Genomic DNA, 14,303 nt, shown 5'->3' with positions numbered 1-14,303 from the left:
AGAGTGCGCCTAGGTCTGCTCCACCCGCTCCACGCCCCGAACCAAGCGCAGCCGTTCGATCATGCGCGGGGTGACGCTGTAGCGCGCGGCCAGCCGGACCTCCACGTCCCGCGTCTCGGCGACCGACGGCAGCAGCACGATCCGGCCGCGTCCGCCCCTGTGCGCCTCCACAACCTCCTGAATACCGGACACCGCGTCGGGTCGGTCGAACCAGACGCGCATCTCGACCCCGGCCTCCGCCGCCGCCTGCTCGATGTCGACGACGTCCTGCGCGGTGATGCGCAAGGCGTCACCATCCAGACGCAACTCGGCCGTGACCAACACGGCACGCCCGGCCACAAGAACGTCGCGGGTGCGCGACAACACCTCCGAAAACAACGTCACCTCACACCCGCCACCCGCATCCGACAGCCTGACCCAGGCCATCTTGCCGCCTGTGCGCGTGGGGCGTTCCTTTCGATCCACGACGCAACCCGCGATCTTGACACGCGTCGTCCCAGCCTGCGCGGCGGTCTCCAGCGCCGTGGAGCGGGTGACGCCAATTCGGCGCAGCATCGGACCATACGAATCCAGCGGATGCGCCGTCATGTGAAAGCCGATCGCCTCGGCCTCCATGGCAAGCCGCTCGAATTCCGGCCACGGCGCGACGTCGGGCAGCAACAGCGGATCGACCTGGGCGCCGCCGCCGCCGAACAGACCGATCTGACCGCTCGCCGCTTCCTGCGCATGGCTCTGCGCGCGCCGGATCACCAGTTCGGCAGCGCTGAACACCTTGCGCCGATCGGGAAGGATCGTGTCGAACGCCCCCGCCTTGGCAAGATTTTCGAACTGCATCTTGTTGAGCTGCTTCGGATCGACACGCGCGGCGAGGTCCGCCAGATCGCGAAACGGCGTGCGCCCCCGCGCGGCCACAATCGTTTCCATCGCCGCGAACCCGACCCGCTTGACCGCCGCAAGCGCGTAGCGAATGGCGTACGTGCCGTCGTCCTGTTGTTCGACCGTGAAGTCGGCGTCGGAGCGATTGATGTCGACCGGCAGGACGCGAATGCCCAGCCGCTCCGCCTCCTGACGCAAGGCGGCAAGTTTGTCGGTCTTTTCCCGGGCAAGCGACATGCAGCCGGCGAGAAACGCAACCGGGTGGTTCGCCTTCATCCACGCGGTCTGGTAGGACACCAGAGCGTAAGCCGCAGCGTGTGATTTATTGAAGCCATAATCGGCGAATTTTGCCATCAGGTCGAAGACCTCAACGGCCTTCTCCGGTGTGATGCCACGCCCGGTCGCGCCTGCGGTAAAGATCTCGCGCTGCTTGTCCATCTCGGCGCGGATTTTCTTGCCCATCGCGCGGCGCAGCAGATCGGCGCCACCAAGGCTATAGCCGCCCATCTTCTGAGCGATCTGCATCACCTGCTCCTGGTAGACCATAATGCCGTAGGTCTCCTCCAGGATCTCGCGAATCTCCTCGTGCGGCGGCTCCCATGCCTCACCATGCTTGCGTCGACAATAATCGGGGATGTTGGCCATCGGCCCCGGCCGATACAGCGCCACGGCGGCGATCAGATCCTCCAGCCGCGTCGGACGCATCTGCTTGAGAACATCGCGCATGCCAGCACCTTCGAACTGGAACACGCCGCCCGTATCGCCGCGCGCCAGCATCTCGTAGGTCGCGGCGTCGTCGAGGGGGAGTGTCGACAGGTCGACATGCACACCCATCCGGTTGAGAAAACCCACGCCACGCTGGAGGATTGTCAGCGTTGTCAGACCGAGGAAGTCGAACTTCACCAACCCGACCTGCTCGACATATTTCATGTTGTATTGGGTGACGAGCATATCGCTCTTGGGATCGCGATACAGCGGCACCAGATCGACAAGTTTCCGATCACCGATCACCACGCCGGCCGCATGCGTGCTGGCATGCCGATACAAGCCCTCAAGCTGCAGCGCGATCTCCAGCAGACGGCGAATGGCCTCGTCTCCATCACGCATCTCCTGAAGGCGAGGTTCCCCCTCGATCGCCTGCGCCAGCGTAACCGGGTTGGCCGGGTTGTTCGGAATCAGTTCGGCCACACGGTTGACCATGCCGTAGGGCAGACCGAGAACACGCCCGACATCGCGAACCGCCGCCTTGGCCTGCAATTTTCCAAACGTGATGATCTGCGCCACCCGGTCGCCGCCGTACTCGCCGCGCACGTAGCGAATGACCTCGTCCCGGCGGTCCTGACAGAAATCGATATCGAAATCCGGCATCGAGACGCGTTCCGGATTCAGAAACCGTTCGAACAGAAGATTGAACGGGATCGGATCGATATCGGTGATCGTCAGCGCCCAGGCCGCCAAGGATCCGGCACCCGACCCGCGCCCCGGACCCACCGGGATATCGTGCGCCTTCGCCCACTGGATGAAGTCGGCAACGATCATGAAATAGCCGGGGAAACCCATGCTCGCGATGATGTCGAGTTCGAACTCCAGACGCGCGCCGTATTGCGCACGCACGTCGTCCGTCACCCCGGGCATCATCGACAGCCGACGCTCCAGCCCATCCCGGGCCATCGCGCGCAGCGTCTCGTCCTCGGTTGCGCCGGGCTCGACTTTCGGACAGACCGGCAAAAGTGGCTTTCGGGTCTCGACCTTTACCGCGCAGCGCCGTGCGATCTCGATCGTATTGTCGCACGCGTCGGGCAAATCCGCGAACAGGGCACGCATCATCGCCGGGGGCTTGAACCAGTGTTCCGGCGTGACGCGCCAGCGGTCTTTCTCCGCCATCGTGCGCCCCTGCGCGATACACAGCAGGGCGTCGTGCGCCTCATGCAACTCCGGGCGGGTGAAGAAGCACTCGTTCGTCGCCACAAGTGGCGCGCTGAACCGCTCGGCCAACGCGATCAGACCGGGCTCCACCGCCTCTTCGATGCCAAGGCCGTGCCGATGCAGCTCGACGGCGACCCGGTCACCGAACGCGTCCGTCAGACGGCGCATGATGTGGGCGGCCTCGTCTTCCTGGCCTTCGGCAAGAAGACGAAACAGCGGCCCGCGCGTGCCGCCGGTCAGGACGATCAGCCCCTCCGCATGCGCGCATATCGTGTCCAGCGAGACGAAAGGGTCGGACGAATCGCTTCTCAGAAAGCCTTCGGACGACAGGAACTGAAGATTCGCCATGCCTTGGTCGTTCTGGGCCAGAAACACCAGTGGTTCCGTTGGCGTTCCGGGCTTCTCACCACGGGGCGGCAGGCCGATCTGGCAGCCGATGATCGGCTGAACACCCTTGCCCGAACAATATTGCGAAAATTCCAGAGCGCCGAACAGATTGCCGGAGTCCGTGATCGCGGCGGCCGGCATATCGTGCTGCCGCGCCAGGCTCGCGATTTCAGCGACCCGAATGGCTCCCTGACTCAGCGAGTAGGCGGAGTGCGTGCGCAGATGAACGAAATCAGCATGAGACATGACGCGCACCATAGCCCACCCACGGGTCGTCCGTCATCGTCGCAAACAGGCGTGCGGCCCTCTCTACAGCGCGACGATCCGCCCGTCCTGAAGGCCGACCACACGATCCATACGCCCCGCCAGATCCATGTTATGCGTGGCGATCAGCGCCGCGACGCCCGCATTGCGCACCGTGCGCAACAGTTCGTCGAACACGACGTCTGAAGTGTGCACGTCCAGATTGCCGGTCGGCTCGTCAGCCAGCAGGACGCCCGGTGCGTTCGCCAGCGCGCGCGCGATCGCCACGCGCTGCTTCTCGCCGCCCGACAACTTGCCGGGTAGATGGTCAAGACGGTGGCCCAGTCCGAATGCCCCGAGCAGGTCGTCGGCCCGCGCACGTGCCTCTCGCCTGGATCGGCCATCGATCAACTGCGGCAGCACGACGTTCTCGCGCGCCGTGAACTCGCCCAGCAGATGGTGGAACTGATACACGAAGCCGATCTCGCGCCGCCGGATTGCCGTACGCTGGGCATCGTTCATCCGCGCGCTGTCCTGCCCGCCGACGAACACGGCCCCCGCGTCAGGCGCTTCGAGCAACCCGGCCAGATGCAGCAGCGTCGACTTGCCGGTGCCCGAGGGCGCCACAAGTGCCACGATCTCGCCCGCGCGGATCGCAAACTCCGCACCGTCGAGCACGGTCAATGTCTCGTCGCCGCTGCGATAGGTCTTGCGCACGTCGCGCAGAACCAGAGGTGCCATGCCCTCACTCATGGCGAAGGGCTTCCACCGGATCGGTGCGCGCAGCGCGCCAGGATGGATACAGGGTGGCCAGCAACGACAGCAAGAGCGCCATCAGAATCACCTCGGTCACCTGCCCCCAGACGAGTTTCGCCGGCAGATGCTCCAGGTAGTAGACCTCGGGATTGAACAAGTTGGTGCCGGTGATCCGTTGCAAAAACTGCCTTATCCGTTCGATGTTCATACAGAACACGACGCCCAGGATCGTACCGGCGACCGTGCCTGTCACACCCACCGAAGCCCCGCACATCAGAAAGATTCGCATCACCGCCCCACGCGTCGCGCCCATGGTGCGCAGAACGGCGATGTCACGCGTCTTGTCCTTGACCATCATGATCAGCGACGAGATCACATTGAAAGCAGCCACAAGAATAATCAGCGTCAGGATCAGGAACATGACGTTCTGCTCGACCTGCACGGCACCAAGGAACGCGTTGTTGCTCTGTGTCCAGTCCAGGACGCGGAGGCCCGGATTATCGACCGCATTCGCAATAGCCCGTGTCACAGGCTGCACGTTCACAGGATCGACCGTCGAAATCTGGATCTGCGAGACCTCATGCGGCATCTGGAAATAGACCTGCGCGGCCTGCAACGGCATGAAGACATAGGAAGAATTGTAATCGTTCACGCCCGCATCAAAGATCGCCACGATCCGGTAGGCACGCACGCGCGGCACCGTTCCCATGATCGTCGCGGCACCATTGGGAGAGATCAGGGTCAGCTTGCCACCCACCGTCAGGCCGGTCTTCGCCGCCAGCGACGCACCAATCGCGATCGCATCGTCCCCCCGAAAATTGTCGAGCGTGCCATCGACGATCGAATCGCTGATGGCATGCAGGGTTTTCAGCCCCTCGGCCGACACGCCACGCACGATGCCCGCGCCGCTGAACGTGCCGGCGCTCAGCAGCACCTGCCCGTCGACGGACGGGATGACGGCCGTCACGCCGGGCACACGGCGCGCGATCCCCGCAAGCGCATCATACTCGCTCAGGTGCTGTCCGGGTCCGTAAATCGACAGGTCGCCGTTCAGCCCGACAAAACGGTTCAGCAGATCGGACTTGAAGCCGTTCATCACCGCCATGACGATGATCAGCGTGGCAACGCCCAGGGCAATGCCGATCAGCGAGAAAATCGCAATGACGGAGACGAAGCGTTCACCCCGCCGGGCGCGCAGGTACCGTCCGGCGACCGCCCGTTCGAACGACCCGAACATCAGGCCTTCGCGATCCGCGCCAGTGCGTCGGCCACCGGCACCTCGATACGCTCGCCGGTCGAACGGCGCTTCAGTTCAACCGTCCCCGCCGCAGCCCCACGCGGACCCACGATGATCTGCCACGGGTGCCCCATCAGGTCGGCGTCGGCGAACTTCACACCCGCCCGCTCGCCACGGTCGTCATAGAGAAGGTTGTCCGGATCACTGGCATACAGCGCTTCGCACACGGAATCGCATGCCGCATCGCCGGCTTTCAGGTTCAGGATCGCGGCGCGATACGGCGCGACCTCATCCGGCCAGATAATGCCGTTATCGTCGTGGCTGGCTTCGATGATCGCACCCACCAGACGCGACACACCAATCCCGTAGGAGCCCATTTCGGGGTGGAACGCCTCGCCATCCGGCCCCGTAACGCTGACGCCCATCGATTCAGTATATTTCCGGCCGAAATAGAAGATGTGTCCGACCTCGATGCCCCGTCCCTCGCGCCGACGGTCGGCCGGCACGTGGTCCCACGCGGCCTCGTCGTGCTTTTCGTCGGTCGCGGCATAGAAGGACGTCATCCGCTCGAAAAAGCGGCCGAGCGACGCGTGATCGTCCGTGTCGACCTGTTCGGCCAGCCAGTCCTGTTCCTCGAACCCCGCATCGAAGAACACGCCGCTCTCGCCGGTAGGGGCAAGGATCAGAAACTCATGGCTCAGATCGCCACCAATCGGACCCGTGTCGGCTACCATCGGAATGGCTTTGACGCCAAGCCTCTGGAACGTGCGCAGATAGGCCAGCATCATGCGACGATAGGTGGCCACAGCATCATCGTAGCTTGCGTCGAAGCTGTAGGCGTCCTTCATCAGGAACTCACGCCCGCGCATCACACCGAAGCGCGGACGCACCTCGTCGCGGAATTTCCACTGAATGTGGTAGAGAACCTGCGGCAGTTCGCGATAGGACTTCACCGCCTGCGAAAACAGATCGGTGATCATCTCCTCATTCGTCGGTCCATACAGCAGGTCGCGCTCGTGCCGATCGCGAATACGCAGCATTTCCGGGCCGTAGGCGTCGTAGCGCCCCGAGCGCTTCCACAGATCGGCCGGCTGGAGCGTGGGCATCAGCACTTCCTGTGCCCCGAGCGCGTCCTGTTCCTCGCGCACGATCTGGCTGATGTTACGCAGCACCCGCAGCCCGGCCGGTAACCATGCATAAATCCCCGCGGCCGTCTGGCGCACAAGGCCCGCGCGCAGCATCAGGCGGTGCGAGACGATCTGCGCCTCCGCCGGGTTTTCCTTGAGGGTCGCCAGAAAAGCGCGTGACAGCCGCATGTTATCGTCCAGAAGCAGGGGATACGAAAAAGAACGTGACCAGCATGTAAACCATCCCGCGCCGGGACGATATCTCTGACAGCGCAAAACCCGCCGCCGCAACGCACAAGCAAGTGTGAACGCGCAGGAGGCCGCAGCGGGGTGACAAGCCCCCCGGTGCGCACCTATCGTGCGCGTCACCGGAAGTCGGATCACACCGCCGGGTTTAGGGAATACGCGTCCAGAAGCGGGGGGCGAGGCAGGATAAACCGGCCCGCCCCCGTTTGCGTCTCAGACGCGCAGAAGATGGACGTCGACCAGGGGTCGCTTCTGCAACTTGCGTCCCAAGGCACGCCGCAGGGCGGTCTTGGCCGCGTCACGGAACGTGTCGTCCTCACGACGCAGTTCGTCGGGGATTTCGTCGATCGCCAGCGCGAACTCATTGGTCACCCGCTGGGTTTCCGGGTCCGTGTGGTCCAGAAGACCAGGCGCGCTGACCTTCGGGTGGCCAATCACATACCCTTCGTCATCGACGGCGAAGCTGCCCAGCACCATGCCGTTGAACAGCATCTTCCGACGTGCGGCCAGAACGCCGCCCGTCATCGGCAACAGGCGTCCGCCATCAAGCGCGAGGCGCCCCGTCGGGGCCGTATCGACCACCTCCATCGCGCCGGGCGCGAGGTTGAGCACATCCCCGTCCTCCAGCAGGATCGCCGGGATGCCGATCTCCTTCGCCAACGCGGCATGCGTGGTCAGGTGACGCCACTCGCCATGCACCGGAATGGCATGCGCGGGCTTCACCAGACCGTAAAGCTTGCGGATGTCGCCCCGGGTCGCATGGCCGGACACGTGCACCAGATGGTCGCGGTCAGTCAGAACCTTGACGCCACGACGCGTCAGGTTGTCCTGCACGGCGATCACGGCCTGCTCGTTCCCCGGGATCATGCGACTGCTGTAAATGACGGTGTCACCGGCCCCGAGCTCAATGTTCGGATGGGCGTCCGCGGCAATGCGCGACAGTGCCGAGCGCGGCTCGCCCTGGCTGCCCGTGACGATCATCAGCAACTCGTCATCAGGAATGTCGGCGGCGTCCTGTTCGGACAGGAACGGCGCCACATCGCGCAGATAGCCGCACTCACGCGCCGCGAGATCGAGATTACGCAGCGACCGGCCGACGATAACCACCGTCCGGCCCGCCGCTTCTGCCGCCTTGGCAATCGTCTCGACACGCGCGACGTTGCTGGCAAAGCAGGTCACCGCGATGCGGCCGGACAGGCTGCCGATCAACTCGGTCATGCTGGCCCGCACCGAGACCTCGGACCCGGAATCGCCCTCGGTCATGCAGTTGGTACTGTCGGAGACCATCGCCAGAACGCCTTCGCGCCCCAACTCCTCGAACCGCGCCAGATCGCACGGCGGTCCAACCATCGGCTGCGGATCGATCTTCCAGTCACCCGTATGCAGCACCGTGCCGTAAGGAGTGCGCAGGACCAGCGCCTGGGCCTCCGGCACCGAGTGGGTGACGGGAATGAACTCCATGTCGAACGGCCCGACCGAGAACGTGCCGCCAGGCTGGATAGTGTGCAGTTTGACCTGCTGCTGGAGGTGCGCCTCGGTCAGCTTGCGGCGGATCACCGCGGCTGCAAAAGGCGTCGCATAGATCGGGCAGCCCAGACGCGGCCAGAGATGCGCGATGGCGCCGATATGGTCCTCGTGCGCATGCGTGATGACGAGACCAGCCAGATTCTTGCGGTGCCCATCGATGAACGCCGGGTCGGGCATCAGAACCTCGGCCTCCGGCGTGTCATTTCCCGAGAACCCGATACCGCAGTCGACCGCCAGCCATGTGGAGTCCAGTCGATACAGGTTCAGGTTCATACCGATCTCGCCCGTTCCGCCCAGAGGCAGAAAGGCCAGACCGCTACGCGCTTCGCTCATTGTTAGTCCTTTGTTGTTGCATTTCGATTGTTGTGATCTTCAGCTGGCCACGAAAAGCGTCGCGCCAGAATGACGTTGGTCTCGTGAAATACGGGCACGACATGCCTGCGTCCCGACGGCCTTGCCAGGATCTGCGGCCGGAGCCGGAGCGGCCGATAACGCGCCTATTTGGCATGTCGTCATCGTGTGCGCGTCCTCTCGACGGTCATCGTCGCAGCCCTGGAAAATGCCTCTGTCCCTTTGCTTGTGGCGCCCGAGGGCGACCATACCCCGACTATGCACCGACCCGGATGGCCATGCGCTGATACTGTCCGCGAACGAACCGACGAGGTCGTGATGCCGGCAGAGGGTCACCCTCAGGATGCCAGCAGAAGCACGTCCCCCGTGGAAATGCGGAGAATTCCGGCGTCCGGCGACCGAAGAAGCAGAAACCCCTGCTCGTCGAGACCTTGGAACGAACCTTCTACATAATCAGTACCACACCGAACCGCAAGCGGCGTGCCTATCGGGTGCGCACGGCCGAGCCATTCGGCACGTATGGCGCCGAAGCCCTGTTCCCGCGCAACCGCCTCCCAGCGCGTCAGGGCCGGTAGCACGTCCAACGCGACGGCCACGGCGTCCGGCGCCCGCGCCCCGGTCTCGGCCAGACAGGCCACGGAGCGGCCCGGGACGTCAGGCACATGGCGAAGATTGGCACCGAAGCCGATCACCATCCATGGGGTGCCCGCGCCGTCCAGCCCGCGTTCGATCAGGATCCCGCCCAGCTTGCGACCGTCCAGAAGAACGTCGTTGGGCCATTTGAGCGACAAACGCCCCGCCGCGCCGGCCTGGGCCCGCAAACCGTCGTGAAACGCAAGGGCCGCGATGAACGGCCAGTAGCCCGCCTGATCGTCAGCGGGGGGCCGGAGCAGAGCCGACAGCGCCAGATTACCCTCCGGCTCCTGCCAGGTGCGCCCGCGACTGGCACGCGCGGCAGTCTGTGCACGGGCCAGCACGGCCCGGCCGCCCGCCTCCCCCCGTTCCGCCGCCTCCTTGCAGACATCGGACGTCGAACCGAGCGCGGTGTAACACTGAAGACGCCATCCCGGCGGGGATAGCGTGGCTTCCAGACCGTCCTCAGCCAATCAGGGCGCTCGCGGCCGCCTGGGCGGCGCTGGTCACAGGACCAAGGACCAGGACGAACAGCGCGGTCACGATGCCCATGCTGACCGACAGGAACGCGAGGGACGGCGACCGCGTGTCGAACGCGGGTGCCGAGGCATCGAAATACATCACCTTGACGATACGCAGGTAATAATACGCGCCGATCGCGCTGGTGATCGCCCCGATCGCCAGCAGACCATACAGCCCGGCGCCGTAAGCAGCGGAAAACACCATGAGCTTGCCGAAGAAACCGGCTGTCGGGGGCATCCCCAGCATGCTGAACATGAAGATCGCCATCATCAGCGCCAATCCGGGCGACGTGCGCCCCAGCCCAGAAAGATCGGCGATGTCCGTGGTCTCGTGCCCCTTGCGCCGCATGGCCGCGATACCGGCGAAGACACCCACGTTCATGAACAGGTAGGTGGTCAGGTAGACCAATGTTCCTCGAATGCCCCCTGGCGTCGCCGCCGCCAGACCCATCAGGGCATAACCCATATGACCGATCGATGAATATGCCATCAGACGCTTGATGTTGGTCTGCGGTATGGCGGCCAGAGAACCGAACACCATCGACAGGACCGAGATCATCTCGATCAGCAGTTGCCATTGCGGCGCCAGTGCACCGAACGGACCGGCCATGATCCGCAGGATCAGGGCGAACGTCGCGATTTTCGGCGCGCCTGCCAGATAGGCCGTCACCGGCGTCGGAGCCCCCTGATAGACATCGGGCGTCCACATGTGGAACGGCACGGCCGACAGCTTGAAGGCAAGGCCCGCGATCAGGAACACGATCCCGAGCATCAGACCGAGCGACGCACCGCCCGACTGGATCAGGACGGTGCGTATCGCCCCGTATTCCATCGTGCCGCCATACCCGTAGGTCAGCGAAATCCCATACAGAAGCAGGCCGGACGCCAATGATCCGAGAATGAAATACTTGAGGCCCGATTCCGACGACACCACGGAATCGCGGTCGAACGCGCACAGGATGTAGATCGCCAGCGACGACAGCTCCAGCCCGACGAACAGGGTCATCATATTGTCCGACGACGCCATCAGCATGGTGCCGATCGTCGAGAACAGGATCAGCACCGGCAGTTCGAACCGGCCGCCGCCTGACGTGCCGCGATACGAAAGCGTCATGATCGTGGCGAGCGCCCCCCCGATCAGCGATAGCACCTTCATGAACCGCGCGAAGCCGTCATTGACGAACACGTGCTCATAACCGCTTCCGTCGGGCGACACGGTCACCAGAAAGCCCGTGATCGCAAAGGCCGCGATGGTCAGCATCGAGCACGCCGCAAACGGATTGGTCGACTTTTTCTGCACCACTCCGACGGTCAGAATGACAAGCCCGCAGAGAGTGAGCACAAGCTCCGGAAAGGCGATGATCCAGTTCATGACGTCAACCTGCCTCGGCCCGCTACGTGGGCGATCAATGGACGAACAGCAGCGTGGTCGTCAGAACCACGAGGCCGATCAGCATGGTGAAAGCATAGATGGCGATCGAGCCGCTCTGCGTGCGGGCCGCCTGCACCGCGGTGCCGACGGTCAGGCGGGCAAGACCGACGGGCACCTGCTCGACGACCCCCTCATCCGCGCCCTTCCACAGGATGCGCGCCAGGGCGCGATAGGGACGGACGAAGAGCACGTCATAAAGCTCGTCGAAATACCATTTGTTCAACAGGAACAGGTACACCGGCCGCAACGACCGTGCGAGGGACGCCGGCAGCTCGGGCCGCGCCATGTAAGCAAGATACGCGACCGCGATACCCAGCAGGCCGGCGATCGAAGGCGCCAGCGCGATCAGGCCCGGAACCTCTTCCATGCGGTTCATGACCGCCGCGCCCGCGCCATTGACGATCGAGCCCTGCCAGAACTGCGCCTGAGCCGTGCCGATATAGAACCGGTCCAGCAACACACCGGCAAGCACGGCACCGACACCCAGGATACCCAGAGGCAACACGATCGCGATCCCGCCCTCATGCGCGTGCTCGCTTAGGTGCGCGTCGCGCGGCGTGCCGTGGAACACCAGGAAAATCAGACGCCAGCTATAAAGCGCCGTGATGAACGCCGTCACAACGCCCATTGCCCAGCCATAGGTCGCCGGACCGCTCTGGGCTGCCCACATGGCTTCGAGGATTCCGTCCTTGGACCAGTAGCCCGCGAACGGGAACACCCCGGCGAGGGCCAGCGATCCGATCCACATCACCGCATAGGTGAAGGGGATCTTGCGCCACAGGCCACCCATCCTGAACATGTCCTGCTCGCCATGGATCGCATGGATGACCGAGCCCGCGCCCAGGAACAGAAGCGCCTTGAAAAAGGCGTGCGTCGTCAGATGGAAGATCGACGCCTGATACACGCCGACACCGGCCGCCATGAACATGTAGCCAAGCTGCGAACAGGTCGAATAGGCGATCGTGCGCTTGATGTCCGGCTGGACCAGCCCGACGGTCGCGGCAAAGAAGCAGGTCGTGCCACCGATCAGCACGATCAGCGTCTTCGTACCCGGCGCGAATTCAAGCAGCGGCGACATCCGGGCCATCAGGAACACACCGGCGGTAACCATCGTCGCGGCATGAATCAGCGCCGATACCGGCGTCGGGCCTTCCATGGCGTCGGGCAGCCACGTGTGCAGGAAGAGCTGCGCCGACTTGCCCATCGCGCCGATGAACAGAAGCGTGCCGATCACCTCGAAGACAGGCCAGTCAGTACCGAACAGATGATAGGTCGCCCCCACCTGGGCCGGCACGACGGCAAAGATATTGTCGTATGTCACCGAACCGAACTGGAGGAACAGCAGCGCGATACCAACCAGAAAAAACAGGTCCGCCACGCGGTTGACCACGAAGGCCTTGATCGCAGCGGCCACCGCACTGGGCTTGTCATACCAGTAGCCAATCAGGAGATAGGACACGAGGCCCACTCCTTCCCAGCCGAAGAAAAGCTGGATCAGGTCGTTCGACGTAACCAGCATCAGCATCGCGAAGGTGAACAGCGACAGATACGAAAAGAACCGATAGGTCGGCATCTCCTCGTGGTTCATGTACCCGACACTGTAAATGTGAACGCACAGCGAAATGGTGGTCACCATCGCCACCATGCTCAGCGAGAGCATATCCGCCCGCAGCGACCAGTTGGCGTGGAACCCGCCCGCGTCGATCCAGTGGCCCAGGGACACGACGGCCGTGCCCATGTCCTGCGGCACGCCGCTGAACAGCGTCGCGATGGCGGAGGCGCAGGCCGCAGCCATCAGACCAATGGTTATGGCCTGGGCCGGACGATCACCAATGATACGGCCGAACAAGCCCGCAATCAGCGATCCGCCCAGCGGGGCCAGAACGGCGATTGCAAAAATCGCGGCTGAACTTGTCATGCCCCTCAACCCTTCATCATCGTCACGTCCTCGACCTGGATCGAGCCGCGATTGCGGAAGAACACTGTGACGATCGCCAGTCCGATGGCCGCTTCCGCCGCGGCGATCGTCAGGACGAACAACGTGAACACCTGCCCGGACAGATCACCCAAAGCCGACGAGAACGCGACGAAATTCAGGTTTGCCGACAGCAGGATCAGCTCCATCGACATCAGAATGATGATGATGTTCTTGCGGTTCAGAAAGATGCCGAACACGCCGAGCACCAGAAGGATGGCACTGACGGTCAGATAGGGGCCCAGACCGACCCCGCCGAGATCATGCGTCATCGTGTCACTCCCCCCTGGACTCATCGCTCAGAACCGGCGCGTGGGGATCGTAGGACCCCTTGGCGGCCGCCTCGCTGTAGGATGTCGGACGTGCGAAGCCGCCAAGTTCGCGCACACTCCGCCCGAGCGGCAGACGACGCAGTTCAAGCGTGTCCGCCACGGTGCGGGCATGCTGGCGTTCGATATCCTGCCGACGGCCGGTCGGACGTTCGCGCAGCGTCAGCACGATCGCACCGATCATCGCGACCAGCAGCACCAGGCCGCAGGCCTGGAACAACAGCACGTAGTGCGTGTAGATCAGATCACCCAGCGCGGCGGTATTGGTCTCGCCCGCGGCCTGTCCGAGATGCGGCACGGCGTCGATCGCCGGGGCGATACGCCAATGGCCGAAGGCAAGAATAAGTTCGGCAAACAGGACCGCTCCCACAGCGGCCCCAAACGGGGCGTAACGCTGCAATCCCTCACGTGCCTCGCTGACGCGAATGTCGAGCATCATGACCACGAACAGGAACAGCACCGCCACCGCGCCGACATAGACGATGATCAGAAGCATCGCCAGAAACTCGGCGCCGGCCAAAAGGAACAGCCCCGCTGCGTTGAAGAAGCCTAGGATCAGGAACAGCACCGAATGAACCGGGTTGCGCGCGCTGATCACCATCGTGGCCGACAGGACCAGAATGGTGGCGAAGACATAGAAAACGAGAGCCGTCATCGGGCCATTTCCCTCCCCAGGTGGGGGGCCGGGCGCCCGGCCGTTTGAAGACACCGCATCGCGACGATCATCATAGAATCAC

10 protein-coding genes are annotated in these 14,303 nt (G+C 63.7%); all 10 read right to left on the bottom strand.

What is annotated here, in order from left to right; translation table 11 throughout:
- Positions 1-9: 9 nt before the first annotated feature.
- The 10 genes from dnaE to HUK82_RS02850 all read right to left on the bottom strand — a co-directional run bounded on the left by dnaE (position 10) and on the right by HUK82_RS02850 (position 14,221).
- Positions 10-3,435, bottom strand: a complete 3,426-nt coding sequence (gene dnaE, locus HUK82_RS02895; protein ID WP_176612518.1) for a DNA polymerase III subunit alpha — start codon at positions 3,433-3,435, stop codon at positions 10-12.
- Positions 3,436-3,498: 63 nt separating this feature from the next.
- Positions 3,499-4,185, bottom strand: a complete 687-nt coding sequence (locus HUK82_RS02890) for an ABC transporter ATP-binding protein (protein ID WP_176612517.1) — start codon at positions 4,183-4,185, stop codon at positions 3,499-3,501.
- A complete protein-coding gene (locus HUK82_RS02885; RefSeq protein WP_176612516.1) occupies positions 4,178-5,425 on the bottom strand; it encodes a lipoprotein-releasing ABC transporter permease subunit in 1,248 nt (415 codons plus the stop codon). The genes HUK82_RS02890 and HUK82_RS02885 overlap by 8 nt, the downstream gene beginning before the upstream one ends.
- A complete protein-coding gene (gene proS / locus HUK82_RS02880) occupies positions 5,425-6,741 on the bottom strand; it encodes a proline--tRNA ligase (protein WP_176612515.1) in 1,317 nt (438 codons plus the stop codon). The genes HUK82_RS02885 and proS overlap by 1 nt, the downstream gene beginning before the upstream one ends.
- A gap of 270 nt (positions 6,742-7,011) precedes the next feature.
- Entirely contained in the window at positions 7,012-8,658 is a 1,647-nt protein-coding gene (locus tag HUK82_RS02875; RefSeq protein WP_176612514.1) for a ribonuclease J, read from the bottom strand.
- A 356-nt stretch (positions 8,659-9,014) separates the two neighbouring features.
- Positions 9,015-9,782, bottom strand: a complete 768-nt coding sequence (locus HUK82_RS02870) for a biotin--[acetyl-CoA-carboxylase] ligase (protein ID WP_246495155.1) — start codon at positions 9,780-9,782, stop codon at positions 9,015-9,017.
- Positions 9,775-11,202 carry an NADH-quinone oxidoreductase subunit NuoN gene (nuoN, locus tag HUK82_RS02865; protein ID WP_176612513.1) on the bottom strand — a complete coding sequence of 476 codons (1,428 nt, stop codon included), beginning with the start codon at positions 11,200-11,202 and terminating at the stop codon, positions 9,775-9,777. Before nuoN ends, HUK82_RS02870 begins: the two co-directional genes overlap by 8 nt.
- A 34-nt stretch (positions 11,203-11,236) precedes the next feature.
- The gene (gene nuoL / locus HUK82_RS02860; protein ID WP_176612512.1) at positions 11,237-13,180 is read right to left on the bottom strand and encodes an NADH-quinone oxidoreductase subunit L; all 1,944 of its coding nucleotides are present in this window, start codon (positions 13,178-13,180) and stop codon (positions 11,237-11,239) included.
- A gap of 5 nt (positions 13,181-13,185) precedes the next feature.
- On the bottom strand, positions 13,186-13,509 hold the full coding sequence (gene nuoK / locus HUK82_RS02855; RefSeq protein ID WP_176612511.1) for an NADH-quinone oxidoreductase subunit NuoK: 324 nt from the start codon (positions 13,507-13,509) through the stop codon (positions 13,186-13,188).
- 4 nt (positions 13,510-13,513) lie between these two features.
- On the bottom strand, positions 13,514-14,221 hold the full coding sequence (locus tag HUK82_RS02850; RefSeq protein WP_176612510.1) for an NADH-quinone oxidoreductase subunit J: 708 nt from the start codon (positions 14,219-14,221) through the stop codon (positions 13,514-13,516).
- Positions 14,222-14,303: the final 82 nt, after the last annotated feature.

It is taken from the genome of Ameyamaea chiangmaiensis (assembly GCF_013376175.1).
In the GTDB taxonomy this organism is placed as follows: domain Bacteria; phylum Pseudomonadota; class Alphaproteobacteria; order Acetobacterales; family Acetobacteraceae; genus Ameyamaea; species Ameyamaea chiangmaiensis.
Note: the sequence above shows the minus strand (reverse complement) of the source record. Positions and strands in the feature narration are given on the sequence as shown.

Coding starts and splice junctions, on each gene's coding strand:
- HUK82_RS02890 (WP_176612517.1), bottom strand. CDS start 4,185: ATGAGTGAGGGCATGGCACCTCTGGTTCTGCGCGACGTGCGCAAGACC.
- HUK82_RS02875 (WP_176612514.1), bottom strand. CDS start 8,658: ATGAGCGAAGCGCGTAGCGGTCTGGCCTTTCTGCCTCTGGGCGGAACG.
- HUK82_RS02850 (WP_176612510.1), bottom strand. CDS start 14,221: ATGACGGCTCTCGTTTTCTATGTCTTCGCCACCATTCTGGTCCTGTCG.
- nuoN (WP_176612513.1), bottom strand. CDS start 11,202: ATGAACTGGATCATCGCCTTTCCGGAGCTTGTGCTCACTCTCTGCGGG.
- dnaE (WP_176612518.1), bottom strand. CDS start 3,435: ATGTCTCATGCTGATTTCGTTCATCTGCGCACGCACTCCGCCTACTCG.
- HUK82_RS02885 (WP_176612516.1), bottom strand. CDS start 5,425: ATGTTCGGGTCGTTCGAACGGGCGGTCGCCGGACGGTACCTGCGCGCC.
- nuoK (WP_176612511.1), bottom strand. CDS start 13,509: ATGACGCATGATCTCGGCGGGGTCGGTCTGGGCCCCTATCTGACCGTC.
- nuoL (WP_176612512.1), bottom strand. CDS start 13,180: ATGACAAGTTCAGCCGCGATTTTTGCAATCGCCGTTCTGGCCCCGCTG.
- proS (WP_176612515.1), bottom strand. CDS start 6,741: ATGCGGCTGTCACGCGCTTTTCTGGCGACCCTCAAGGAAAACCCGGCG.